We start from the raw sequence: 24,775 nt of genomic DNA on the forward strand, positions 1-24,775 counted from the left end.
ATGTTGTAAGCGCTCACAGTCCACCTCTGGCGATCATGTCGGCGTACCACCGTGCGCTGTCCTTCGGGGTGCGGCGCTGGGTGTCGTAGTCGACGTGCACCAGGCCGAACCGCTGGGCGTAGCCGAAGGACCACTCGAAGTTGTCGAGCAACGACCAGGCGAAATAGCCCTTCAGCGCCACGCCTTTCGCCACGGCCTCCGCGCAGGCCCGCACGTGCCCGTCCAGGTAGGCGACGCGGCCGGCGTCGTGCACCTCGTCGTCGAACGCGGCACCGTTCTCGGTGATGTACAACGGGATCGCGGGGTAGTCGCGGTCCAGCCGCAGCAGCAGGTCGAACAGCCCGCCGGCGTCGATCTCCCAGCCGATGGACGTGCGCGACCGGCCGCCGTCGAGGTGCCGGACGTGCTCGGAGCCGACGTAGGCCGAGGGCGACGGGGTGGTGCCGTGGCCGACGAGCATGGGGGAGTAGTAGTTCACGCCGAGGAAGTCGATGGGCGCGGCGATGGTCTTGAGGTCGCCGTCCTGGACGTGGTCGAAGTCGGTGACGGGCGCCAGGTCCCGCAGCACGTCGTCCGGGTACTCCGCCAGCAGCACGGGGTCGAGGAAGAGCCGGTTCTGCATGCCGTCGATCCGGCGTGCCGCGTCGAGATCCTCCTCGGTGGCCGAACCCGCCGTGACGTGGGTGAGGTTGAGCGTGATGCCCAGTCGCGCGTCGGGCATGGCCCGCGCCGCGAGTCCGTGGCCCAGCAACAGGTGGTGGGCGGCGCGGATCGACGCGGCCGGGTCCTGGCGGCCGGGTGCGTGCCTGCCGGTCGCGTAACCGAGGAACGCCGAGCACCACGGCTCGTTCAACGTCGTCCAGTGCGTGACGCGGTCAGCCAGCGCCTCGTGCACGATCTGCGCGTACTCGGCGAACCGCAGGGCCGTGTCGCGTTCCGGCCAGCCGCCCGCGTCCTCCAGCGGTTGCGGCAGGTCCCAGTGGTAGAGCGTCGGCCACGGCTGGATGCCGTTGTCCAGCAACGTGTCCACGAGCCTCGAGTAGAAGTCGAGCCCGCGCTGGTCGGCCGCACCGGAGCCGAGCGGCTGGATCCGGGGCCACGCGACGGAGAACCGGTAGGCGCCGAGCCCGAGTTCGCGCATGATGGCGACGTCCTCGGGATAGCGGTGGTAGTGGTCGGCGGCCACGTCACCGGTGTCGCCGTTGTCGACCTTGCCCGGTGTCGCGCAGAACGTGTCCCAGATGGACGGTCCGCGCCCGTCCTCGGCCACCGCGCCCTCGATCTGGTAGCTGGACGTGGCCGCGCCCCAGAGGAAACCGGGTTCGAACGTGGTCATGCCTTGACCGCCCCTTCCATGATGCCGCCGATGATCTGGCGACCGAACGCGACGAACACGAGCAGCAACGGCACGGTGGCGATCAGCGCTCCGGTGAACATGAGCGTGTAGTCGGTGTAGTAGGTGGTGGAGAGCTGCGAGAGCGAGAACTGGACGGTCGGGTTGTCCGCTTCGAGGACCGCGAGCGGCCACAGGAACTCGTTCCACGCGCCCATGAACGTGAACAGGCCGAGCACCGCCGCGCCGGGACGCAACGCGGGCAGCACGATGCTCCAGAACGTGCGGAACGTGCTGCACCCGTCGATGCGCGCGGCCTCGATGAGCTCGTCCGGAACGGCCTGCTCGGCGTACTGGCGCATCAGGAAGACGCCGAACGCGGACACCAGCGCCGGCACGATGATCGCTTCCATCCGGTTCTGCCAGCCCAGTTCGACCATGATCATGTACAGCGGGATGATGCCCATCTGCACGGGGATCATCATGGTGGCGAGGATGACGAGCAGAAGCCCGTTGCGGCCGCGGAACTTGAGCTTGGCGAACGCGAAACCCGCGAGCGACGAGAAGAACACCACCGAGACGGTGATCACCGCGGAGCTGAGCAGCGAGTTCCACAGGCCCAGCAGGAAGTTAGCGTCCTCCGCTGCGAACAGCCTGCCGACGTTGTCGCCGAAGTTGGGTCCGGGTGCCAGCGGCGGTGGCCAGTCGCCGACGACGTCGTTGGCGCGGGTGGCGACGACGAAGAGCCAGTAGAGCGGGAACGCCGAGAGCACGATGCCCGCGAGGAGCGTGAAGTAGACCAGGGGATGGGTTTTGCGCATGGCTACCTCGACCTCCGCGTGATCAGGAAGTTGACGACGCCGAGCAGGGTGATCAGCAGGAAGATCATCCACGCGACGGCAGAGCCGTAGCCGTAGTCGAAGTCCCGGAACGCCTTCTCGAACATGTACATCGACACCGTCTGGAACTGCCGCAGGCTGCCGCCGGAGATGGCGAAGCTGCCCTGGCCGAAGATCAGCGGCTCGGTGAAGAGCTGCATGCCCGCGATGGTGGACATGATGACGGTGAAGACGATCGCGGGCCGGATGTTCGGGACCGTGATGCTCCAGAACTGCCGGATCTTGCCCGCACCGTCCACAGTGGCCGCTTCGTAGAGGTCCTTCGGGATCGCCTGCATGGCCGCGAGGTAGATCAGCGCGTTGTAGCCGGTCCACCGCCAGTTGACCATCGTGGCGATCGCCGTCCACGACGACCACTTGTCGGCGCGCCAGTCGATCGCGTCGACGTTCACCAGCCCCAACAGGCCGTTCACCATGCCGGCGTCGCGGTCGAAGATCTGACTGAACACGATGCCGACGGCCGCGACGGACGTGACGATCGGCAGCAGCACGCCCATCCGCAGGAACGTCACGGCGCGCAGCTTCTGGTTGAGCAGGCTCGCGAGCACCAGGGCGCCGAGCAACTGCGGCACGGTGGCGAGCACGAGCATGCCGAGGGTGTTGACGACCGCGTTCCAGAAGTCCGGGTCGGCGAACAACGTGACGTAGTTGTCGAGCCCGACGAACGCGCCCGCGCCGGTGATGTCCCAGTCGTGCAACGACACCCAGGCCGTGTAGATCAGCGGGAACAGCCCGAAGACCACGAAGATCACGAAGAACGGCGCGATGAACAGGTACGGCGACCACTTCACCTCGACGCGCGAGATCCGGTCGCGCAGCCGGGAACGTGGCTGTTCGGGAGGCCTGCTCCCGCCCGCCGGGGTGCTTGGGGCCGTTCTCGGCCGCAGATCGGTCACCATCGTGTGTCCTCAGGTGGTGTGGGGATGACGGCCGGGGCGGGTTTCTCCGCAGCGCCCCGGCCGCCAGGTCTGTGGTCGGCTGCGGCGCGGGGACTCCGCGCCGCCCCGAGCCCCTACTTGGCCAGGCGCTTGGCGTCGTCGACGGCTTTGGCCCAGGCCTCGTCGGGCTGGAGCTTGCCCTGCTCCACCGCGAGCAGCGCGTTGCCGACGCGGTCACCGATGGCGTTGTTGTCCGGGCCGAGGTAGACCGGCTTGAGGGCCTTCACGCTCTCGCCGAAGATCCTGCCGACGGGCGCGTCGCCGAAGTACGGGTTCTTGAAGTCCTGCACGACCGGGTCGTCGATGGCCTGCGGCGAGGACGGGAAGTTGTTCTTCGCCTTGAACGCCGTGGTCTGCCCCTTGGCGCTGGTCAGGAACTTGGCCAGCTCGGCGGCCTCCTTCTGGTGCGTGCTCTGCGCCGGCACCGCGAGGAACGAACCGCCGCGCACCGCGCCGTTGCCCGGCACCTTCGCGACGTCCCACTTGCCCTTGTTCTCCGGGCCCGCCTGCTTCTCGATCGTGCCGAGCATCCAGGACGGGCACGGGATCGTGGCGAACGTGCCGTTCTTGAAGCCCGCGTTCCACTGTGGACTCCACATCTCGATGTTGGCCGAGAGACCGGCCTTCACCATCTCGATGGACTTGTCCCAGGTGTCCCGCACGGCCGCGTTCGAGTCGATCACCAGCTTGTTCGTGGCGTCGTAGTAGGTGTGGTCACCGGACTGCATCAGCATGTTCAGGTAGACGCCGCCGGTCGAGTCGTAGAACCCGGCGCCGGGGGTCTTCGCCTTGAACTGCTTGCCGGTGGCGAGGTAGGCGTCCCAGGTGGGCCAGAGCTTCCCGACCGCCTCCCGGTCGGTGGGCAGGCCCGCGGCCTCGAAGAGGTCCTTGCGGTAGCACATGCCCTGCGCGCCGACGTCCGTGCCGAGGCCGACGACCTTGCTGCCGTCCGAAGTGGACGCCTGCTGCCACTTCCACGGCAGGAAGTTGCCGGAGAGTTCCTTGGCGCCGTGGTCGAGCAGGTTCACGAACTGGTCGGGCTTCGCCATGAACTGCGAGAGGATGCCCTCCTCGATCGCCACGACGTCGCCCGCGCCCTTCCCGGTGGCGAGCCACTGCTGCAGCTTCGGCGTGTAGTCGCCGAGCTTGCCGATGTTCTCTTCCTTGATCTTGATGCCGGGATGGCTCGCCTCGTACTCCTCGTAGAGCTCGTCGTAGCCGAACTGGCTGAAGGTCTTGACGATCAGCGTGACGTCCCCCGACGACGCGGAGTCGGCGGCACCGCCACACGCGGACACGGCCACCAGCGAGCTGAGCAGAGTTGTGGCGAGCAGAGCGCGCCTTGGTCGAACACCCATCGAAGAACCTCCAGTTGGCGGATGGTCTGCAAGCGCTAACACCTGAAATTGGCCGTCTGACAGACCACTGGAACACCGTTCACCTGCTGCGACGCTGCGGCTTCGGCCGGTGTGCGCCCACCGGGATCGGGGGAAACTGTGAGCGCTTACAGGACTGTAACCACGAGGCCATCCGGATGTGAAGAGGTAGCGCCGGTCACATTTCGATGACGCGGGATCGTTGACACACGGGGTCGGGTGGGTGAACATTCGCCTCGACGCTGCGGTCGCGCCGGGAGACAGTCGACCTCGAGAGGCCCCCGGTATGTCCGTGAAGACCAGGCTGGTGGCAACCGGCCTTCCGTTCGTCCTGATCGCCACGATCGCGGCACCCGCGACCGCGGCCGAGCCCTATGAGCGCGTGCTCAACGGCAAGTTCGACAGTGTGAAGACGCCTTGGTGGAGCAGTGGAATCGCTCCGTCCACAGTGGCCGGCGGCAGGCTGTGCGCGCAGATCCCCGGCGGCACCGCGAACCCGTGGACGGCGATGATCGGCCAGAACGACATCCCGCTGGAGGCCGGTCAGCCCTACACGCTGCGCTTCACCGCGACCGCTTCCCAGAACGTCACGCTGCGGGCGGCGGTCGCTCTGTCCGTCGCGCCGAACACCACGGTCCTGAACAAGGCCGCCGCGCTGACCAGCACTCCCAAGACGTTCGAGTTCACCGGCACGTCCACAGTGGCCACTCGCACCGGCGGCCAGGTCGCGATCCAGGCCGGTGGCGTCTCCGCCGAGCCGTACACGCTGTGCATCGACGACGTGTCGCTGACCGGCGGCGTCGTCCCGCCCGGCGGTGGCTGGGACTACGGCTCACCGGTGCGCACGAACCAGTACGCCTACCCGACGGCGGGCACCAAGCGCGCGTCGATCGTGAACAGCTCCACCACGCCGGTCGACTGGCAGCTGCGCGACGCCGCGGGCGCTGTCGTCCAAGCCGGGAAAACGCAGGTCAAGGGCGACGACGCGATGACGCGCGACCACGTGCACATCGCCGACTTCTCGGCCTACCGGAAGGCTGGAAGCGGTTACAGTCTGACCGTCGGCGACCAGAGCAGCTTCCCGTTCGACATCACCGACAAGCCCTATGACCAGCTGCGACGGGACTCGCTGGCGTACTTCTACCACAACCGCAGCGGCATCCCGATCGAGGCGAAGTACGTGGGTGAGGCGTACGCGCGCCCCGCTGGACACGTGGGTGTGGCGCCGAACCAGGGCGACGTGTCGGTGCCATGTCTGCCGGGGGAGTGCGACTACTCGCTCGACGTGAGCGGCGGCTGGTACGACGCGGGCGACCACGGCAAGTACGTCGTCAACGGCGCGCTCGCCGCATGGCAGCTCATGGACACCTACGAGCGGTCGCTCTACACGCTCGACGTCGAAGGCTTCCGGGACGGCCTGCTGTCCATCCCCGAACAGGACAACCACCGGCCCGACGTGCTCGACGAGGCGCGCTGGGAGATGGAGTTCCTGCTGAAGATGCAGGTCCCGGCAGGCAAACCGCTCGCGGGCATGGTCCACCACAAGATCCACGACCTGGCCTGGACCGGCCACCCGATGCTGCCCGGCAACGACCCGCAGCCGCGTTATCTGCACGCCCCGTCGACGGCCGCCACCCTGAACCTCGCCGCCGCCGGTGCCCAGTGCGCCCGCGTCTACAAGCTGTGGGACCGCGCGTTCTCCGACAGGTGCCTGGCCGCGGCCGAGACCGCCTGGAAGGCCGCCCTGGCCACCCCGGCCAAGTACGCCCCGAAGGAGGACGGCGTCGGCGGTGGCGCCTACGACGACACCAACGTGACCGACGAGTTCTCGTGGGCCGCGGCCGAGCTGTACGGGACGACGGGCAAGCGCGAGTACCTGAACAAGGTCACCACGAAGCTCACCTCGGCCGGGTTCTCCTGGAAGGACACCGGCGGCCTCGCCGACCTCACGATCCTGCGGCTGCCGCTGAAGTTCCCGCTGGATCGAGTGATCACCGCCCGCGCGCGGGTCATCAACGTTGCCGACGGGCACCTGCGCGACCTGAGGTCGCAGGGCTACCCCAACCCGTCCAAGCCCGCCGACGGCCTGTACGCCTGGGGCTCGACCAGCGCCACGCTCACCGCGTCGATGATCATGGCGATGGCCTACGACACCACGCTCAACCGCAAGTACAGCGACGCGGTGCTGGAGTCGATGGACTACCTGCTCGGCCGCAACGGCCTCAACCAGTCGTTCATCAGCGGCTACGGCGAGAAGGCCAGCAGGAACCAGCACCACCGGCACTGGGCCAACCAGGTCGACGCCAGGATGCCGAACCCACCGGCGGGATCGCTCGCCGGCGGCCCCAACTCTGGCCTGCAGGACCCGGTGGCCCAGCAGAACCTGCCGGGCTGCGCGCCCGCGAAGTGCTACCTCGACGAGCTCGGGTCGTGGTCGACGAACGAGGTCGCCATCAACTGGAACTCGGCCCTGGCCTGGGTCGCGGCGTTCGCCGACACCCGCTGACCTCCCCGTCACGAGAACTCCCACCGTCCGCGCGATGCCGCGCGGGCGGTGGGTGAGAGGAAGAGTCCCATCCGAGAGGAGATCCACAGTGCGGTGGATTGCCCGTTCGACGGTCGCGGTCTGCGCGGTCTTGCTGCTGTCCCCGGCCACCCCTGCCACAGCAGCCAGCCCGCTCGACCTGACCAGCGGTTTCTACGTCAACCCCAACTCCGCGCCCGCCACCTGGGCCCGGAACAACCCGAGTGACTCCAGGTCCGCGCGGATCCAGTCCTCGATCGGCTCCAGGCCGATCGCGCGCTGGTTCGGCAACGACGCCACCATCGGCTCGACCGTGGCGAACTACGCGGGCGCGGCCGACGGCCAGGACAAACTCCCCGTCCTGGTCGCCTACAACATCCCCAACAGGGACGCCTGCGGTGGCCACTCCGGTGGTGGCGCCGGAAGTGCCGGTGCGTATCGGACCTGGATCTCGGGCTTCGCGGCCGGGATCGGGACCAAGCCCGCGGTGGTGATCATCGAACCGGACGCGCTCGCCGCCTACGACTGCCTGACGGCGGCACAGCGGACGGAGATGGCGGGCCTGCTCAAGTACGCCACCGAACAGCTCAAGGCCAAGGCCCCCAACACGTACGCGTACCTCGACGGCGGCAACGCCGGCTGGGTGTCGCCGTCCACCATCGCGTACCGGCTGAACGAGGCCGGCGTGCGGAACGTGCGCGGGTTCTCGGTGAACGTGTCGAACTACTACACGACGAGCCAGTCGACGAGCTATGCCGGTCAGGTCAACGGCTTCCTCGGTTACTCGGCCGGTTTCGTGGTGGACACGAGCCGCAACGACAAGGGGCGCGGCGACGGCTGGTGCAACCCCGCCGGTCGCAAGCTCGGTGTGGCGTCGCAGATCGGTGGCGGTGCCGACCTCTTGTTGTGGGTCAAGACACCGGGTGTGTCCGACGGTCCGTGCGGCATCGCGCCGAACACCCCGGCGGGCACGTTCAACCCCGATCTGGCCATCCGGCTGATCGACGGCGTCTGATGAGGTAGGGCCAGGGGCACGGGCGGCTGGAACAACCGCGTGCCCCCGGCGGTTCAGAGGCTAACTGGAAAGCGCTTACCTTCATAGAGGTCAACGCAAGGCTGAGTTCTTCAGTCGGTCGGCGAGTGCTGCGACGAGGCCGCGCAGCTCATCCGGTCGCTCGATCACGAACGGCAGGTCCAGCAACGCGAGGACGCCGGGCAGCCAGTCGAGCCGTTCCACCCGCAGTTCGACGCGGGACCAGTCCGACTCCTCGATCAGCGCGACGCTCGCGGGCAACCGGGTGCGGATCTGCTCGGCCGTTCCCCGGATTCGCAGAGTGACCTCGTACCGGTACGCGGCGGTGGCGAGTCCTTTCAGGACCAGTTCCGCCGGGTCGATTCCCTCTGGCGAGTCGAACGAGCCGGGCAGCGTCCGCGCACTGGCGATGCGATCCAGCCGGAACGTGCGGTTCTCCTCGATCGCGGGATCGGTGCCCGTCACGTACCACCGGCCCGAGTGGGCGACGAGCCCGTACGGGTGCAGAGTGCGTTCGCTGTGCCGGCCATCCCTTGCGGTGTACCGGATCGAGACCGGCCTGTGGTGGCGCACCGCGTCGGCGATCGTGAGCAGGACCGTGGCGTCAGGTGCGGCGGGTTCACCTTCGGGCGCGGTGAAGGCGATCGAGCCGAGGACGGCGTCGAGCCTGCCGCCGAGCCGCTGCGGCAACACGCGCCTGATCTTCGCCGCCGCCGTCTCCCCGGCCGTGTTCGTGGCCGTCGTCAAACCGGATCGGCGCCCGGCGACCAGGCCGAGCAGCACGGCGAGTGCTTCGTCGTCGCTCAGCATCAGCGGAGGCATGCGGTAGCCGGACGCGAGCCGGTAGCCGCCGTAACGGCCGCGCACCGACTCGACGGGGACGTCGAGATCGACGAGGTGCTCGACGTACCGGCGCACCGTGCGTTCATCCACGCCGAGCCGGTCGGCGAGTTCGGCGACGGTCCGGAGGCCTCCCGACTGCAGGAGTTCCAGCAGGGTGAGGACGCGGGCGGTGGGCCGGGGCATGTCCGAAAGTATTCCGCAGATACCGGGCGGATTCTGTCCGGTATCGCTTCTAGCGTGCAGTCATGGACTTCATCTCGATCCGCGTCATCACCGGCGACATCACCCGGCTCGTCGCCTTCTACGAGCGCGCCACCGGCCTGCGGGCGACCTGGGCGAACGACGACTTCGCCGAGCTCACGACCCGTTCGGGCACGCTCGCGATCGGCAGCACCCGCACCGTCGGCCTGTTCGCGCCCGGCTCGGCAGAGCCGAGCGCGAACCGCAGCGTCATCATCGAGTTCCTCGTCGACGACGTGGACGCGGTGCGCGAGAACCTGACCGGCTTCGTGGAGGACGTCGTCACCGAACCCACCACGATGCCCTGGGGCAACCGCGCGTTGCTGTTCCGCGACCCCGACGGCAACCTCGTCAACTTCTTCACCCCGGTCACCCCGGCGGCGGTCGAGAAGTTCGCTCGCTGACGGCTCGTCAGGAGGCGGCGAACGGCTTGCCGAACCAGCGGGCGAGGTGGTCGTTCAGGTCCTGCTGCTGTTCGCCGATCCAGGCGACGTGGCCGTCCGGGCGCAGCAGGACGGCCGGAACGTCCAGTGCCGCAACGGTATCCGCGATGAGATCCACCCGATCCGACCAGCCGTCGACGGCCAGACGTCCGGTGCGGTCGAGCAGGAGACCTCGCCCCCGGCTCAGCCGGTCGTAGAGACGGCCCTGGGCCAGGTCGGTGTCGGGCAGGCGCCGTCCGAGCAGGTCGGGGCCCTCGCCGAAGTCGTAGCGGAGGCCGATCGCGGTGATCTTCTCGATCAGCCGCCGGTTCACCTCGTTGATGTCCATCAGTTCGGTGAGCAGCCTGCGCACGGCCTGCGCGCCCGGTTCGGGGGACGACAGCTGGACCTGGGCGCGGGTGTTGTCCAGGACGTCCGCGGCGACCGGATGACGTTCGGAGTGGTAGCTGTCCAGCAACGTCTCCGGCGCCCAGCCGCGGATCTGCGCGGCCAGTTTCCAGCCGAGGTTGACCGCGTCCTGCACGCCCAGGTTCAGGCCCTGGCCACCGGCGGGCGGGTGGATGTGCGCCGCGTCGCCGGCCAGCAGCACCCGCCCGATCCGGTAGTGCTCGACCAATCGGGTGGAATCGCCGAAACGGGACAACCAGCCCGGGGAGTGCACGCCGAAATCGGTTCCGGCGACGGCGCGCAGTTCCCGCCGGAAATCCTCGATGGTCGGCGGTTCTGCGCGATCCTCGCTGACTACCGCGCAAGGGACCACGACGCGATAAAGCCCGTTCCCGAAATGTCCGAGGTGGAACACCTTGCTGGTCTTGCGGATTTCCGCCACCTTGGCGGCGATCTCGTCCTCGGGTGCGCCCGCTTTCATCTCGCCCATCAGCGTGTCGTTCCGCGAGGGCTCGCCGGGGAAACCGACGCCGAGAAGTTTGCGCACCGTGCTGCGGGCGCCGTCGCAGCCGACGAGGTACCGCGACCGGAGCCGCTCGCCGCCGGCCAGTTCGACGGTCGCGCCCTCGTCGTCCTGCTCGAACCCGATCACCGCGGCACCGCGCCGGACCTGTGCGCCCAGTGCGATCGCGTGGTCGGCGAGCAACTGGTCGGCGATCGGCTGCTGGATGCCGAGCATGGTGGTGAACGCGGAATCCAGGCCCTCGGGCGTGGGTTTGGGGATGGCCGCGAAGGCACCGCCGACCGGACGCTGCCTGCCGCGTTCCAGAAAGCGGTCCAGCAGTCCGCGCATCGCCAGGATTTCCAGACTGCGAATGTGCAGACTGACAATGCGCACGAACGACGACGCGGGCTCCGGTTCCTTTTCGAGAACGAGCACTCGCACGTCGTGCAGCCGCAGTTCAGCGGCCAGCATCGCACCGGTCGGACCGCACCCGGCAATGATCACATCGAACATGAACCACCCATTCAGCCCCGGTATCGGCGGCCTAGTGTGGGGCTCCCCGGATCTGGTCGCAAGCGATATGTGGTGAGCCGTGTATTCACGGTGTACACAGAGCTGGTGAGTCAAAGTCTCAAGGCCTATGAACAGCTGCGCGACGAGATCGTGGCGTGGGACCTGGCGCCGGGTGCGCACCTGAACGAGGTGCGTCTCGCTGAACGGCTCGGCGTCTCCCGCACGCCCCTCAGGGAGGCGATCCAGCGTCTCGCGCGGGAGAACCTCGTGCGGATCACGCCGGGGCGCGGCGCGTTCGTCACCGAGGTGGCGCTGAGCGACGTGAGGCACCTGTTCCAGATGCGGGAGGCACTGGAGACGTACGCGGTCAAGATGTGCGCTCGCGCCCACGACCGCTCCCGATTCGTGCGGCTGCACACCGAGTTCGGCGACGGCGACCCCGAGGAGTTGATCGCGCGGCTGGAGGAGTTGATCGACGAGGCGGCCGGCAACCCCTACCTCGGCGAGGCGCTCGGGTCGCTGCGCGGGCAGCTGCGGCGGTTGCAACTGGCCGCGCGCCGTTCGCCGGAACGCCTCGGGGTGACCATGCGGGAGTACGGCGTGATCTGTCAGGCGATCGCGGACGGGGAGGAGGACAGGGCCGCGCTGGCGATGTCGTTCCACATCCACAACAGCCTGCGCGCCCTGACCGACGTCCTCTGGGCCAACTGAGCGACACGCCCACTAGATGTAGTTGCTCGTGGCTCGACCGCGCCCATGTATTGTGCTCCGAAGCTGGTTCGGCCGATCCTCCAGATCGGTCGTCGCAAGAGGGAACCCGGTGTGAGTCCGGGACTGCCCCGCAGCGGTGAGTGGGAACGAAAGCCGTCAGAAAGCACTGGACATCGATGTCTGGGAAGCGACGGCCGGTAGGCGCCTGGCGACAGGCTCGCCCATGAGTCCGAAGACCTGCCAGCGCCCCGCACGTGCCTGCGTGCGGGCGTCCGCGGCCCCGAGGGAGGGCGGGAGGACGTGGCGGTCGCGCGCGCCCGTTCACTCCTCGCTGTCCCCGTGGCCACCCGAGCTCGCGAGGAGAGAGCTAGTGACGGCGGTCGACACGGTCACCACCACTATGCGCGTCAAGAAACGCAACGGTTCACTGGAACCCGTTGACTTGAACAAGATCGTGCGCGCGGTGGAGCGCTGCACGGTCGGTCTGCACGACGTCGACCCGTTGCGGGTCGCCACCAAGACGATCAGCGGCCTCTACGACGGCGCCACCACAGAGGAACTGGACCGGCTGTCGATCCAGACCGCCGCGGCCCTCGTGTCCGAGGAGCCCGAGTACTCCAAGCTCGCCGCCGGTCTGCTCGCCGCGTTCATCGAGAAGGAAGTGCGCCGCCAGGGCGTGATGTCCTTCAGTCAGAGCATCGCGCTCGGCCACGCGGAAGGCCTGATCGGCGACGCGACCGCGGAGTTCGTGGCCGCCAACGCCCGCAAGCTCGACGACGCGATCGACCTCGACGGCGACCGGCGGTTCGAGTACTTCGGCCTGCGCACGGTCTACGACCGCTACCTGCTGCGCCACCCCGCGAAGCGTTCGGTGATCGAGCAGCCGCAGTACTGGCTGCTGCGCGTCGCTTGCGGTCTCTCGCAGACGGCGACCGAGGCGATCGACTTCTACCGGCTGATGTCGTCGCTGGCGTACCTGCCCAGCTCGCCGACGCTGTTCAACTCCGGCACCCAGCACACCCAGATGTCGTCGTGCTACCTGCTGGACTCGCCGCGCGACGAGCTCGAGTCGATCTACGACCGCTACAAGCAGATCGCCCGGCTGTCGAAGTTCGCCGGCGGCATCGGCGTGCAGTGGTCCCGGGTCCGTTCGCGCGGTGCGTTGATCCGCGGCACGAACGGCCACTCCAACGGCATCGTGCCGTGGCTGCGCACACTCGACGCGTCGGTCTCCGCGGTCAACCAGGGCGGCCGGCGCAAGGGCGCCGCCTGCGTGTACCTGGAGACGTGGCACCCGGACATCGAGGAGTTCCTGGAGCTGCGCGACAACACCGGTGAGGACGCGCGCCGCACGCACAACCTCAACCTGGCGAACTGGATCCCGGACGAGTTCATGCGCCGCGTCGAGGCGGACGCGGACTGGTCGCTGTTCGACCCCGACGAGATTCCCGAGCTGGTCGACCTGTGGGGCGACGAGTTCGACCGCGCCTACCGCGGCGCCGAGGAGGCCGGTCGCGCCGTCCGCACGGTCAAGGCTCGTGACCTTTATGGACGGATGATCCGCACGCTCGCCCAGACCGGCAACGGCTGGATGACGTTCAAGGACACCGCGAACCGCACGTGCAACCAGACCGCGTCGCCTTCGAACGTGGTGCACCTCTCCAACCTCTGCACAGAGATCCTCGAGGTCACCAGCGACGAGGAGACCGCGGTCTGCAACCTGGGCTCGGTCAACCTCGGTGCTCATATCGACGACGCTGCCGGTTCCGTCGACTGGGAGCGGCTGCGTTCCACGGTCCGCACCGCCGTCGTGTTCCTCGACCGCGTGATCGACATCAACTACTACCCGACCGAGCAGGCGGCGCGGTCCAACCCGCGCTGGCGCCCGGTGGGTCTCGGTGTCATGGGCCTGCAGGACGTGTTCTTCAAGCTGCGCCTGCCGTTCGACTCGCCGGCGGCCCGTGAGCTGTCGACGCGCATCGCCGAGGAGATCTACCTGACGGCGCTGGAGTCGTCGGCGGAGCTGGCCTCGTCCGCGGGCGCGCACCCGGCGTTCCGGGAGACCCGTGCCGCCAAGGGAGATCTGCAGCCAGACCTGTGGGGCGTCACGCCCACGCAGACCGAGCGCTGGAGTGCTCTGCGGGAACGCGTCAGCGAGCACGGCCTGCGCAACTCGCTGCTGATCGCGATCGCGCCGACCGCGACGATCGCCTCGATCGCCGGCTGCTTCGAGTGCATCGAGCCGCAGGTGTCGAACACGTTCAAGCGCGAGACGCTGTCCGGAGAGTTCCTGCAGATCAACTCCTACCTGGTGCGCGAGCTCAAGGCCCGAGGCCTGTGGACGGAGGCCGTGCGCAACCGGCTCAAGCAGGACGACGGCTCCGCACAGGGCATCGCCGAACTGCCGGAGGACGTGCGCTCGTTGTTCCGCACGGCCTGGGAACTGCCGCAGAAGGCGCTGATCGAACTGGCCGCCGCGCGTGGCCCGTACGTCGACCAGAGCCAGTCGCTGAACCTGTTCGTCGCCTCGCCGACGATCGGCAAGCTCTCCTCGATGTACCTCTACGCCTGGAAAGCCGGGCTCAAGACCACGTACTACCTGCGCTCCCGCCCGGCGACGCGCATCCAGCAGGCGACCACGACGACGACCACGGCGGCGCCGACCGTGCCCGTCGTGACGTCGGACGAAGCCATCGCCTGCTCCCTCGAAAACCCCGAGTCCTGTGAGGCCTGCCAGTGACCACGCTCGCCAGCACCGCGCGTCAGAACGCCCTGCTCGACCCCGGCATGGACCTCACCCTGCGGCCCATGCGCTACCCGCTCTTCTACGAGCGTTTCCGCGACGCCATCAAGAACACGTGGACCGTCGAGGAAGTCGACCTGCACTCGGACCTCGCCGACCTGAACAAGCTCTCGGAGGCCGAGCGACACCTGGTCAACCGGCTCGTCGCGTTCTTCGCGACCGGGGACACGATCGTCGCGAACAACCTCGTGCTCAACCTCTACGAGCACGTGAACGCGCCGGAGGCCCGGCTCTACCTGTCGCGGCAGCTGTTCGAGGAGGCCGTGCACGTCCAGTTCTACCTGACGCTGCTCGACACCTACCTGCCCGACGAGAACGACCGCATCGAGGCGTTCGCCGCCGTCGAGACGATTCCGTCGATCCGTGCCAAGGCCGAGTTCTGCTACAAGTGGATCGACTCGATCTCGAGCCTCAAGCAGCTGGAGTCGCGGGAGGACCGCAGGTCGTTCCTGCTCAACCTGATCTGCTTCGCGGCGTGCATCGAGGGCCTGTTCTTCTACGGCGCCTTCGCCTACGTCTACTTCCTGCGTTCGCGCGGCCTGCTGAACGGTCTCGCGTCGGGCACCAACTGGGTGTTCCGCGACGAGTCGATGCACATGGCGTTCGCGTTCGACGTCGTGGACACCGTGCGCCGCGAGGAGCCGGACCTGTTCGACGACTCCTTGTACGAGGAGGTCAAGCAGATGTTGCGCGAGGCCGTCGAGGCCGAGGTGCAGTTCGCGGAGGACCTGCTCGGTGGCGGTGTCGCCGGCATGTCGGTGGCGGACATGCGGTCCTATTTGGAGCATGTCGCGGACCGGCGGCTGCAGGTGCTCGGCATCGAGCCGATCTACGGTTCCAAGAACCCGTTCGCGTTCATGGAGCTGCAGGACGTGCAGGAGCTGTCGAACTTCTTCGAACGGCGCGTGTCGGCCTACCAGGTCGGTGTGACCGGCACGGTGGCGTTCGACGAGGACTTCTGAGTCGTGCGGGTGCGGTGCCCTTGACCGGGAAGCCGGTCAGGGGCACCGCTTCGTCAGCAGGCGAGCGTCGGCGCGGCGGGGTTGCCGCCGCCGTCGAGGTTCGCGAGCTTGACCCCGGTCAGGCCGAGGACCGCCTGAGCCGTGGCACGCGGAGCGGTCGTCTGGTCGAATCCCGTTGCGTCGTAGGCGATCGCGCCTCGGTCCGCGACGGCACCCGGGCAGCCGACCGCGAGCGAACGCAGGAACTGCCGTGCCTGCGTCGCGGCGGCCGGGCGGTGACCGGCCAGCGCCTGCGCGGCCAGACCGGTGCTGTTCGCGTTGGACGCGTTGGCGCCGACGGAGAAACCGCCGTCGGCGTTCTGCTTCGACACGAGCCACGTGGTGCCTTCGGCGGCGTTCACGCTGTCACCGGTGGCGCGCAACGCCTGCACGACCAGCGCGGTCGAGTCCACGTCACTGGCGCACGGGGTCTGGCCGAAGTTCAGCGGGAAACCTCCGTCAGGACACTGGGTTCCGGCGAGGAAGGTCCTGGCCGCCGCGGGCGTGCCGCCCGGCGTGCGGTCGAGGGCCAGCAGCGCCAGGGACTGGGTGAAGGCGTTGGAGAAGTCACCGAAGTCCGAGCGGTCGGAGAACCTGCCCGACGGCGCGAGCAGGCCGCGCAGACCGGCTTCCAGGTCGGCACCGCCGAACGAGTTGCCGTTCTTGTGCCGCACCTTCGCCGCCAGCAACAGCTTGGCGTGCGCGCCCGCGTAGGCCTCGGTGCCGGAACCGACGTACCCGGTGGTGATCTCCGGCTTGGCCAGCCACGTGATGGCCTTCTCGGCGTTGGTGTCCGAGGAACGAGCGGCCGCGAACGCGAAGATCGCGTCGATGGTCAGGCCCTGGTCGGGGAACTTCTCGCCACCGAAGTCGGCCTCGAACCGTTCGCCGTCGACCAGTTGCCGCGCGAGCCAGCCCGCGGCGGCGTCGGACTTGTTGTGCGTTGCCGCCACCGCGGGGGTGACAGCGGTGCCAATGCCCAGCATCAGGACAGCAGCGAGCACCAGACGTCTCATGAGAACCCTTTCCCGCACTTCCACGACAGGAGTTGGTGAACACCGCGCGATGCGGGTGACCGGGCTCGCCCGAATGGGCACACCGTTGCGGGACAGCGCCGGATTCTCACCGGACTTCCCCCGCGCCGCGCTGAACGCCCAACAGGTTCTCATGTCGCGCAAGACCTCGTGCCGAGTTGCGATGTGACGCTCGCCTCCGACCCCGAAGGCGGTGCCGATCGGCGGTTTCCAGGTGTTAGCCTCGCTCGGCTCGACAACTTCATACCTCGCCCGTGACGGGGAAGCCGGTCGGAATCCGGCACTGTCGCGCAACCGTGGGCCACTGCTGCAGTGGCGAGTCGGGTCACCATCCGGGCGGGGTGAACAGACCGACCGCTGTCGCGAAACGCAGGGGTGGCTGCCGGCGCCCCGCGCCGTCTCCTCTCCTCGAGCAGCACGAGGAGGGGGAGAGGATGACCCGGCGAAGGAGCCTGGCCGCACTGGCGTTCGTCGTCAGCGCGGGCCTGATCACCACGGCGATCGCCGGAACCGCGGCCGCCGCGGGAGATCGCGAAGCCGCCCACTCCAGCTCCGTGTGGCTCTCCCACCAGCTTCGACCCGACGGCACCCTGGAGAACCCGCTCGGCGGCGAGCTGCCCGACCACGGTCTGATGATCGACCTGGTCTTCGCGATGCACGCGTCCGGCGACGGCGCGCTCGCCGAGCCGATCGTCAAGTTCCTGGACGACCAGGGGCACGCCACCGACTACTTCACCTGGGACGGCCTCGCTCCCGGCCAGGGCTTCGACCAGATCATCGTCGGCGGTGCTGTGGCCAAGACCCTGCTCACCGCGCAGATCTCCGGCCGCGACCCGCGCGACTTCGACGGCCACGACATGGTCGCCGAGACGAAGGCGGCGATCCGCCGTTCCGGCGTCGACGCCGGCCGGATCAGCGACTACTCGAAGAACCCCGAGTGGTCGGACATGGTGAACAACAACGCCAACATGTTCGGCCAGTCCCTCGCCGTGATCGGCCTGGCGGTGGCGGGGGAGAACGACCAGCCCGCCATCGACAAGATGGTGACGCAGCAGTGTTCCGAGGGCTATTTCCGGATCTTCTTCGGGTACGTGCAGGGGCCTGAGGGCCTCAAGGTGTCGTCGTGTGACGAGGGCAAGGCCGACGGCTCGTCGTCCCCGGACGGTGACGCGACCGGCCTCGCGCTGTCGGCCATGCTCGCCGCGAAGCGCGCCGGGGCGGCCGGGCTCGACGAGCCGATCGCCAGGACCGTGACGTGGCTGAAGAACAACCAGGCCGACAGTGGTGGCTGGGGTGGCGGTGTCGGGACCGAGGCGCCGAACACCAACAGCACCGGCCTGATCGTGCAGGCGCTCGCTGATGCAGGCGGCGCAGGCCCTGAGGTGGGCAGGGGCACGGAGTTCCTGAAGTCCGCGCAGGCAGGCGAGTCCGACTCGGGCACCGCGCTGGCCGGGCAGATCGGTGCGATCGCGTACAACCCGGCCTCGTACCAGGCAGCGCGCACCGGCGGCATCTCCGGCATCGACACGTGGATCAGGGCGAGCGCGCAGGCCTCGCTCGGGTTGTCGCAGACCGGTTTCTACGCGCTCGCCAAGGGCGAAGGGCCCGAGCCCACCACGCCGAGCAGCACCACGACGACGACCACGTCTCGAACCACCACGACTTCTCAGAGCACGACGACCACGCCGCCACCTGTCACCGGGCACACCACGACCGCGACGGTCACCGTTCAGACGCCCGCGCCGGCGACCAGGCCGAAGGCCGTGGTCCGCCAACCTGCCCCGGCGCCGAAGACCGTGCAACCGGCCGCGAAGACGTCCGCCGCGAAGCTCGGCGCCTATCTGGCCAACAAGCTCGTGCGCGGCGACCACGTCGAGGTCACCGAGAACGACAGGACCTACGTCGACTACGACGCGACCGCGGACCTGGTGCTGGCGCTGCACGCGTTGGGCGAACAGCCGGACGCGGCGAAGAAGGCCACGGAGTTCCTGCTGACGCCGGACGCGATCAACGCCTACGCGCACGGCGCCGGGCAGGAGACCGGCGAGGCCGCCTACGCCGAACCGCTCGCGAAACTCGTGATCCTCGCTCAGTTCCAGAAGTCCGACGACCTCGCGAACCGGCTGCGCACCGAACTGGCCGGGCTGCGGGGCGCGGACGGCCTGTTCACCGACACCGGTTCGTTCGCGGACTCCGAGGACTCCGTCCGCCGCCACACCTGGGCGGTGCTCGCCACCGTCGCCGACCCCGGCCAGGCGATCGAGGCGCTCGCCGTTCGCCAGTGCGCGGACGGCACCTTCCCGGAGCACATGGACGAGAACGACTGCAAGGCAGGGGATCTCGCCTCCACTGCCGCCGCGGTGACCGCGCTGAACAGCAGGCCGTTCACCGAGGACGCGCCCGCCGCCCAGGCCCCGGCCGAGTGGTCGAAGGAACGCGCGGCCGCGTTCGTGAAGGCGATCTCGTTGCTCAGCGCCAAGCCGAACGGCAAGGGCATGGTCGACGACGAAGGCGGCGCGCCCTCCATCGCGTTGAGCGCCTCGGTCGCGGGCGCCCGGCAGGCGGCGGGCCTGGACGTGAGCGGCACCGCGAAGACGATCGGCGGGATGGTGCTCGCCGACGGTGGTCTGCCGCGGGTGTCCGGCGGTGACGGCGCGACCGACTTCGGCACGAGTCTCGTTGGCGCACAGGGCATCGCGGGCCGCTCGTGGATCAGCGCGGACGGGTCCGGGCTGTCGCCGGTGGTGCGCCTGCCGCTGACGGACGCCGAACCGGTTCCCGCACTGGTCGCCCAGAACGCGCCGTGGCATCCGCCGCTGTGGTCCTACTTCGCATTCGGCGGCGCCATGGTGCTCGCCGGTCTCGTTCTGCTGCTTCGCCGTCGTCTCACTCAGGGGGTTCAGTGATGAAGAGAGTTCTCGCCGCCGCGTTGGTGCTCACCGGGCTGGTCGTCGCGCCCGCTCCGGCCAGTGCCGCGGGCTACGACGGCATCTGCACCGGCGCGGACGCGTTGAGCGGCACGACGATCGTGGTCGACTTCCAGGAACTGGACGGCAACGGCGGGGTGGCCGCGCCGACGATCACGCGTTGTTCGCCCAACGCCACTCCCGGCACGGACCGCACCGGCATCAAGGCGTTGCAGGACGCGGGAATCATGGTCGCGGGCACCGTCAAGTGGGGCCTCGGTTTCGTGTGCCGAGTGGGCGGCCGTCCGTCGTCGACCGAGAACATCCCGGTCACCGGCAACCCGACCTACAAGGAGGGGTGCTTCAACACCCCGCCCGGCGCCGCGTACTGGGGTTACTGGCACGCCGACGGTTCCGGCTCGACCTGGACCTACAGCAGCTACGGCGCGTTGAACCGCAACGTGGTCCCCGGTGGTTTCGAGGGATGGTCGTTCTCGCTGAACAAGTCGGCCGGCACGAACCCGGTTCCCGGCGTGACACCGACGAACCCGGCGGTGAGCGCGAGCAACCCCACCGTGGCGCTCTCGATCAACGACCTGGACCGCAAGATCACCCTCGGCCAGACCACGTCGCTCACCTGGACCTCGACCAACGCCACGTCGGTCAGCGCGTCCTCCGTCTCTCCTGCCAGTGGCGGCGGTGGCTGGTCCGGTTCTCTAGCGACGCCCGGCGGCACGCAGAACATCACGCCCACGGCGACCGGCACGTACACCTACATCATCTCCGCGACCGGGAACGGGGTGACGGTGTACTCGTCCGCCACCCTGACCGTCCAATGAGGACGCTCGCGGCGCTGGCCGCCGCCTTCCTGGCGGTGGCGGCGGCACCGGTGGTGCACGCGATCGACCACGGCAAGGGCCATCCCGGCTTCTGCAAGGACGACAAGGGCGTGACGGTCGTCATCGACTTCCAGCAGCTCGGGGGCGACGCGATCGTGCGCTGCAACCCGCAGCCGACCGCGGGCACCGGCCTGGACGCGATGAAGGGCGCCGGTTTCCAGGTCGCCGGCGCGCAGCGGTGGGGTGAGGCCTTCATCTGCCGCGTCGAGAACAAGCCCGCCGCCGCGGACCAGATCCCGATCAACGGCCGCGCGAACTACCGCGAGCTGTGCATCGACACCCCTCCCGCGGCGGCCTACTGGTCGTACTGGCACGCCGGGAACAACTGCGCCTGGGACTACAGCCAGTGGGGCGTGAAGAACCGCCAGTTCATCCCGGGCGGCTTCGAAGGCTGGTCGTTCTCCCTGAACGCCACCGCGGACACGAACCCGGTGCCGCGCGTCGCCGCCGTGCGTCCCGGCACCGAGGGCAAGGCGTGCAACGCCGTCGAGGAGGCGAAGCCGGTCAGCAACGACCCCAACGAGACGCAGGCTCCCGTCCAGGGCCGCCCGCCGCAGGCCACTCCTGAGGCAGAGCGGCAGGAGACTCCGCCGCCCGGTGCGCCGACCGGTGCGTTGCCGCCGCCCAAGCCCCGTGCCAGTGCCACCGCGCGGCCGAAGGCGAACGACCCGTCGAGCAACATCGCGTTCAGCGGCGGCGAGAACGCCGAGGACGTCAACGAGGTGATCAAGCGGACGTCCGGCGCGAGCGACTACGCGCCGTGGGCCGCGGGCGGTGCGGTCGTGGTGCTGCTGGCCGCCGGGTTCTTCGTGGCACGGCGGCGGAAACGGGTCAACGAGTCGTGACGTCGTACTTCCTGCCGCGCGACCTGCACCCGGCGGCGTGGTGGGTGTGGGCGCTCGGCCTCGCGGTCGCGGCGACCCGCACCACGAACCCGTGGCTGCTGCTCACGATCATCGCGGTGGCGGGGTACGTCGTCGTGGCCCGCCGCTCCGAGGCGCCGTGGGCGCTGGCGTTCCGGCTGTACCTCGTGCTCGGTGCGTGGATCGTGGCGATCCGGGTGTTCTTCCGGCTCGTGTTCGGCGGGGCCGAGGGATCGACGATCATCCTGCGGCTGCCGGAGATCCCGTTGCCGGCGTGGGCGGCGGGCATCCGGCTGTTCGGCGACGTGTCCGCGGAGTCGTTGCTGGGCGGCCTCTACGACGGCCTGCGCCTCGCGACCATGGTGATCTGCCTCGGCGCCGCCAACGCGCTGGCGAATCCGAAGCGGCTGCTCAAGGCCATGCCACCGGCGCTCTACGAGGTGGGCACGGCGGTGATCGTCGCGCTGTCGGTGTTCCCGCAACTGGCCGAGAGCGTGCTGCGCGTGCGTCGTGCCCGGAAGTTGCGTGGTGGCAGCGGAAAGCGCACACAGGTGCTGCACTCGATCATGATCCCGATCCTGGAGGACGCGCTGTCCCGCTCGTTGCAGCTCGCGGCCTCGATGGACTCCCGCGGCTACGGCCGGGCAGGGCTGGTCGAGGCACGGCAGCGCGTGCTCACCGGCACGATGATGATCGTCGGCCTGATCGGCGTGTGCGTGGGCGTCTACGCGACGCTGGACGGGTCGACGCCGCGTTTCCTGGCCGCGCCGGTGCTGTCGGTCGGGCTGCTGATCGGCCTGGCCGGATTCCGCATGGCCGGTCAGCGAGTTCAACGCACCCGCTACCGCCCGGACCGCTGGCATCCACCGGAACTCGTGGTGGCGGCAAGCGGACTCGGTGTCGCGGCCGTGCTGTTCGTGACGTCCAGCGTCGACCCGACGAACCTCAACCCGTCGCTGATCCAACTGTCGTGGCCGCTGCTGTCCTGGGGGCCGCTGCTGGGCGTGCTGATCGGCGTCCTACCAGCGTTCCTCACTCCCGTTCCGGAACCACCTTTCGCTGCCTTCGAAGAAGAAGTGGCCGCCTCATGATCGAACTCGACCACGTCGGCTTCTGGTACGCGGGCCGGTCCGAGCCGGTGCTGCGCGACATCTCGCTGTCCATCGGGGAAGGCGAGCTCGTGCTGTTCGCCGGCCAGACCGGCGCGGGCAAGTCGACGTTGCTCGGCACGATCAACGGCCTCGTCCCGCACTTCACCGGCGGCCACCTCGAAGGCGACGTGTCGGTGGCCGGCGTGTCCACCCGGTCGCGCCCGCCGCGCGAGTTCGCGCACCTGGTCGGCGTGGTCGGCCAGGACCCGCTGGCGGGCTTCGTCACCGACACCGTCGAGGACGAACTCGCCTACGGCATGGAACAACTCGGCCTGTCACCGCAGGTCATGCGCCGCCGCGTCGAGGAGACCCTGGACCTGCTGGGCATCGCGGAACTCCGCCGGCGAGCGCTGCGCACGTTGTCCGGCGGCCAGCAGCAACGCGTCGCCATCGGCTCGGTGCTGACCACTCACCCGAAGGTCCTCGTGCTGGACGAGCCGACGTCCGCACTGGATCCGACGGCAGCGGAGGACGTGCTGGCCACGCTCGCGCGTCTGGTGCAGGACCTCGGCACGACGGTGCTGATGGCGGAACACCGCATGGAGCGCGTGATCCCGTTCGCCGACCGGATGATCTACGTGCCGGGCAGCGGGGGAGTGCTCGACGGCACACCGCCGGAAGTGCTGCGGGACATGCCGATCGCGCCGCCGATCGTCCAACTGGGACGGTTGGCCGGCTGGGACCCGCTGCCGATGTCCGTCCGGGACGCCCGCCGCCGCGCCTCGTCGCTCACGCTCGGCAGCCCACCGGCCAGGACCACGACAGCCGGGGACGTGCTGCTCACCGCGTCGGGAGTCGTGGTGCGGTACGGGCCGAAGGTCGCCGTCCGCGACGTGGACCTCTCGCTGCACGCAGGCGAAGTGCTGGCCATCATGGGCCGCAACGGTTCCGGCAAGTCGTCGCTGCTCTGGGCGGTGCAGGGCTCCGGTCCCCGGCAGGGCGGCACAGTTCGCGTGGGCGACGCGGACCCGAAGTCCCTGAGCAGTTCCGAGGGCCGCAAACTGGTCGGGATGGTGCCGCAGACCGCGAGCGACCTGCTGTACCTGCAGACCGTCGAGGCCGAGTGCACCGCCGCCGACGCCGAATCGGGCGCGGAACCTGGCCTGTGCCGGGGTCTGCTCGACCGGCTGGCTCCCGGCATCGATCCCGTCGTGCACCCGCGCGACCTGTCCGAAGGCCAGCGCCTCGCGCTGGTGCTCGCGGTCCAGCTCTCCGCCGCGCCGCGCGTCATGCTGCTCGACGAACCCACCCGAGGCCTCGACTACACCGCGAAAACCGCGCTGGCACAGATGATCGCCGGCCTGACCGCCGAAGGACGCGCCGTCGTCGTCGCCACGCACGACGTCGAGTTCGTCGCGACGATCGCCCAGCGCGTGGTCGTCATGGCCGAGGGCGAGGTCGTCTCGGACGGGCCGACCGCCGAGGTCCTCGGCGGCTCACCCGCGTTCGCCACCCAGGTCGCCAAGATCCTCGGCGAACCCTGGCTCACCGTCGCCGACGTGCGCGCCGCCCTGCCGCAGGAGGTGCGATGACCGGCTCGGCGGTGAAGATCGGCAAGCGCTCGGCGGTCGTGCTGACGCTGGCCTCGATCGCGAGCCTGATGATGTTCGTCTGGCCGTTGCTCGTCCGTGTCGAACCGCAGTCGATGCAACACGGCCCGGACGCGCCGTTCGTGTTCATCGGCATCCTGCCGATCCTGATCGTCATCGTGCTGGCGGAGTTGTCAGAAGGCGGCATGGACTCCAAGGCACTGGCGATGCTCGGTGTCCTCTCGGCGGTGAACGCGGCACTGCGGCCGTTGGGCGCGGGGACGGCGGGCATCGAGACCGTCTTCTTCCTGCTGATCCTGGCGGGCCGCGTCTTCGGCCCCGGATTCGGTTACGTCCTGGGCTGCACGTCGTTGTTCGCCTCGGCGTTGCTCACCGCCGGTGTCGGGCCGTGGCTGCCGTTCCAGATGATGTGCTCGGCGTGGATCGGCATGGGCGCGGGCCTGTTGCCGAAGCGGGTCACCGGCAAAGCCGAGATCGCGATGCTCGTGGCGTACGGGATCGTGGTCGCGTACGTGTTCGGGTTCCTGATGAACCTGTGGTTCTGGCCGTTCATCACCGACGCCGAGGTCCCGTATCACGACGGCCACATCTCTTATGTGCCAGGCGCTCCGATGCTCGAGAACCTGCACCGGTTCGCGGTGTTCACGTTGCTGACCTCGACGGCGGGCTGGGACACCGGCCGCGCCATCACGAACACCGTCGCGATCCTCGTCATCGGGCCGGCGGTGCTGGCGACCCTGCGGCGCGCCTCGCGCAAGGCCTCCTACGGCGCGTTACCGACTTTCACCGGCCGCTGATCGGGTTTCCCCTGGTGGGAAAGGGG

General features: G+C 69.0%; 19 protein-coding genes and 3 riboswitches. Of the genes, 12 read left to right on the forward strand and 7 right to left on the reverse strand.

Going from position 1 to position 24,775, the window contains the following annotated elements:
- Positions 1–13 precede the first annotated feature (13 nt).
- From OG205_RS06670 to OG205_RS06685, 4 genes are all read right to left on the reverse strand, one after another.
- A complete protein-coding gene (locus tag OG205_RS06670; protein WP_330275354.1) occupies positions 14–1,336 on the reverse strand; it encodes a GH1 family beta-glucosidase in 1,323 nt (440 codons plus the stop codon).
- Positions 1,333–2,154, reverse strand: coding sequence for a carbohydrate ABC transporter permease (locus OG205_RS06675; RefSeq protein ID WP_319974231.1), 822 nt, complete (start codon positions 2,152–2,154; stop codon positions 1,333–1,335). The genes OG205_RS06670 and OG205_RS06675 overlap by 4 nt, the downstream gene beginning before the upstream one ends.
- Before the next feature lie 2 nt (positions 2,155–2,156).
- The gene (locus OG205_RS06680) at positions 2,157–3,131 is read right to left on the reverse strand and encodes a carbohydrate ABC transporter permease (RefSeq protein WP_330275355.1); all 975 of its coding nucleotides are present in this window, start codon (positions 3,129–3,131) and stop codon (positions 2,157–2,159) included.
- Positions 3,132–3,244: 113 nt separating this feature from the next.
- Positions 3,245–4,528 carry an ABC transporter substrate-binding protein gene (locus OG205_RS06685; protein ID WP_330275356.1) on the reverse strand — a complete coding sequence of 428 codons (1,284 nt, stop codon included), beginning with the start codon at positions 4,526–4,528 and terminating at the stop codon, positions 3,245–3,247.
- 310 nt (positions 4,529–4,838) lie between these two features.
- On the opposite strand from OG205_RS06685, the gene OG205_RS06690 reads away from it, so the two are divergent.
- Together OG205_RS06690 and OG205_RS06695 are read left to right on the forward strand one after the other, a co-directional pair.
- Positions 4,839–7,052 (forward strand): glycoside hydrolase family 9 protein, encoded by a 2,214-nt coding sequence (locus OG205_RS06690; protein ID WP_330275357.1) that lies wholly within the window; start codon positions 4,839–4,841, stop codon positions 7,050–7,052.
- 88 nt (positions 7,053–7,140) lie between these two features.
- Entirely contained in the window at positions 7,141–8,085 is a 945-nt protein-coding gene (locus OG205_RS06695) for a glycoside hydrolase family 6 protein (RefSeq protein ID WP_330275358.1), read from the forward strand.
- A 90-nt stretch (positions 8,086–8,175) separates the two neighbouring features.
- On the opposite strand, the gene OG205_RS06700 is transcribed toward OG205_RS06695, so the two are convergent.
- Positions 8,176–9,129 carry a helix-turn-helix transcriptional regulator gene (locus OG205_RS06700; RefSeq protein ID WP_330275359.1) on the reverse strand — a complete coding sequence of 318 codons (954 nt, stop codon included), beginning with the start codon at positions 9,127–9,129 and terminating at the stop codon, positions 8,176–8,178.
- Between the two features lie 62 nt (positions 9,130–9,191).
- Between OG205_RS06700 and OG205_RS06705 the strand changes: the two genes are divergently transcribed.
- Positions 9,192–9,590 (forward strand): VOC family protein, encoded by a 399-nt coding sequence (locus OG205_RS06705; protein WP_330275360.1) that lies wholly within the window; start codon positions 9,192–9,194, stop codon positions 9,588–9,590.
- Positions 9,591–9,597: 7 nt separating this feature from the next.
- Here OG205_RS06705 and OG205_RS06710 read toward each other — a convergent pair whose 3' ends face one another.
- Entirely contained in the window at positions 9,598–11,034 is a 1,437-nt protein-coding gene (locus tag OG205_RS06710; protein WP_330275361.1) for an FAD-dependent monooxygenase, read from the reverse strand.
- A 105-nt stretch (positions 11,035–11,139) separates the two neighbouring features.
- Here OG205_RS06710 and OG205_RS06715 point away from each other — a divergent pair, with 105 nt between their 5' ends.
- The 3 genes from OG205_RS06715 (at position 11,140) to OG205_RS06725 (ending at position 15,510) form a co-directional block, all read left to right on the forward strand.
- Positions 11,140–11,745, forward strand: a complete 606-nt coding sequence (locus tag OG205_RS06715) for a GntR family transcriptional regulator (protein WP_330275362.1) — start codon at positions 11,140–11,142, stop codon at positions 11,743–11,745.
- Between the two features lie 47 nt (positions 11,746–11,792).
- Positions 11,793–12,004, forward strand: a riboswitch (cobalamin riboswitch).
- A gap of 111 nt (positions 12,005–12,115) precedes the next feature.
- Positions 12,116–14,485, forward strand: a complete 2,370-nt coding sequence (locus OG205_RS06720) for a ribonucleoside-diphosphate reductase subunit alpha (RefSeq protein ID WP_330275363.1) — start codon at positions 12,116–12,118, stop codon at positions 14,483–14,485.
- Entirely contained in the window at positions 14,482–15,510 is a 1,029-nt protein-coding gene (locus OG205_RS06725) for a ribonucleotide-diphosphate reductase subunit beta (protein WP_330275364.1), read from the forward strand. Before OG205_RS06720 ends, OG205_RS06725 begins: the two co-directional genes overlap by 4 nt.
- A 53-nt stretch (positions 15,511–15,563) precedes the next feature.
- Here OG205_RS06725 and OG205_RS06730 read toward each other — a convergent pair whose 3' ends face one another.
- Entirely contained in the window at positions 15,564–16,565 is a 1,002-nt protein-coding gene (locus OG205_RS06730) for a prenyltransferase/squalene oxidase repeat-containing protein (RefSeq protein ID WP_330275365.1), read from the reverse strand.
- 33 nt (positions 16,566–16,598) lie between these two features.
- A riboswitch (cobalamin riboswitch) is annotated at positions 16,599–16,749 on the reverse strand.
- Between the two features lie 45 nt (positions 16,750–16,794).
- Positions 16,795–16,934, forward strand: a riboswitch (cobalamin riboswitch).
- 83 nt (positions 16,935–17,017) lie between these two features.
- On the opposite strand from OG205_RS06730, the gene OG205_RS06735 reads away from it, so the two are divergent.
- The 6 genes from OG205_RS06735 to OG205_RS06760 are packed head-to-tail and all read left to right on the forward strand — an operon-like array spanning position 17,018 to position 24,749.
- Positions 17,018–19,489, forward strand: a complete 2,472-nt coding sequence (locus OG205_RS06735; protein WP_330275366.1) for a hypothetical protein — start codon at positions 17,018–17,020, stop codon at positions 19,487–19,489.
- Entirely contained in the window at positions 19,489–20,328 is an 840-nt protein-coding gene (locus tag OG205_RS06740; RefSeq protein WP_330275367.1) for an ABC transporter substrate-binding protein, read from the forward strand. The genes OG205_RS06735 and OG205_RS06740 overlap by 1 nt, the downstream gene beginning before the upstream one ends.
- On the forward strand, positions 20,325–21,233 hold the full coding sequence (locus OG205_RS06745; RefSeq protein ID WP_330275368.1) for an ABC transporter substrate-binding protein: 909 nt from the start codon (positions 20,325–20,327) through the stop codon (positions 21,231–21,233). The genes OG205_RS06740 and OG205_RS06745 overlap by 4 nt, the downstream gene beginning before the upstream one ends.
- Positions 21,230–22,342, forward strand: coding sequence for an energy-coupling factor transporter transmembrane component T (locus OG205_RS06750; RefSeq protein ID WP_330275369.1), 1,113 nt, complete (start codon positions 21,230–21,232; stop codon positions 22,340–22,342). The genes OG205_RS06745 and OG205_RS06750 overlap by 4 nt, the downstream gene beginning before the upstream one ends.
- Positions 22,339–23,934 (forward strand): ABC transporter ATP-binding protein, encoded by a 1,596-nt coding sequence (locus OG205_RS06755; protein ID WP_330275370.1) that lies wholly within the window; start codon positions 22,339–22,341, stop codon positions 23,932–23,934. Before OG205_RS06750 ends, OG205_RS06755 begins: the two co-directional genes overlap by 4 nt.
- The gene (locus tag OG205_RS06760) at positions 23,931–24,749 is read left to right on the forward strand and encodes an ECF transporter S component (protein ID WP_330275371.1); all 819 of its coding nucleotides are present in this window, start codon (positions 23,931–23,933) and stop codon (positions 24,747–24,749) included. The genes OG205_RS06755 and OG205_RS06760 overlap by 4 nt, the downstream gene beginning before the upstream one ends.
- Positions 24,750–24,775 lie beyond the last annotated feature (26 nt).

Origin of the sequence: Lentzea sp. NBC_00516, assembly GCF_036346835.1 — a bacterium.
Classification (GTDB): domain Bacteria; phylum Actinomycetota; class Actinomycetes; order Mycobacteriales; family Pseudonocardiaceae; genus Lentzea; species Lentzea sokolovensis.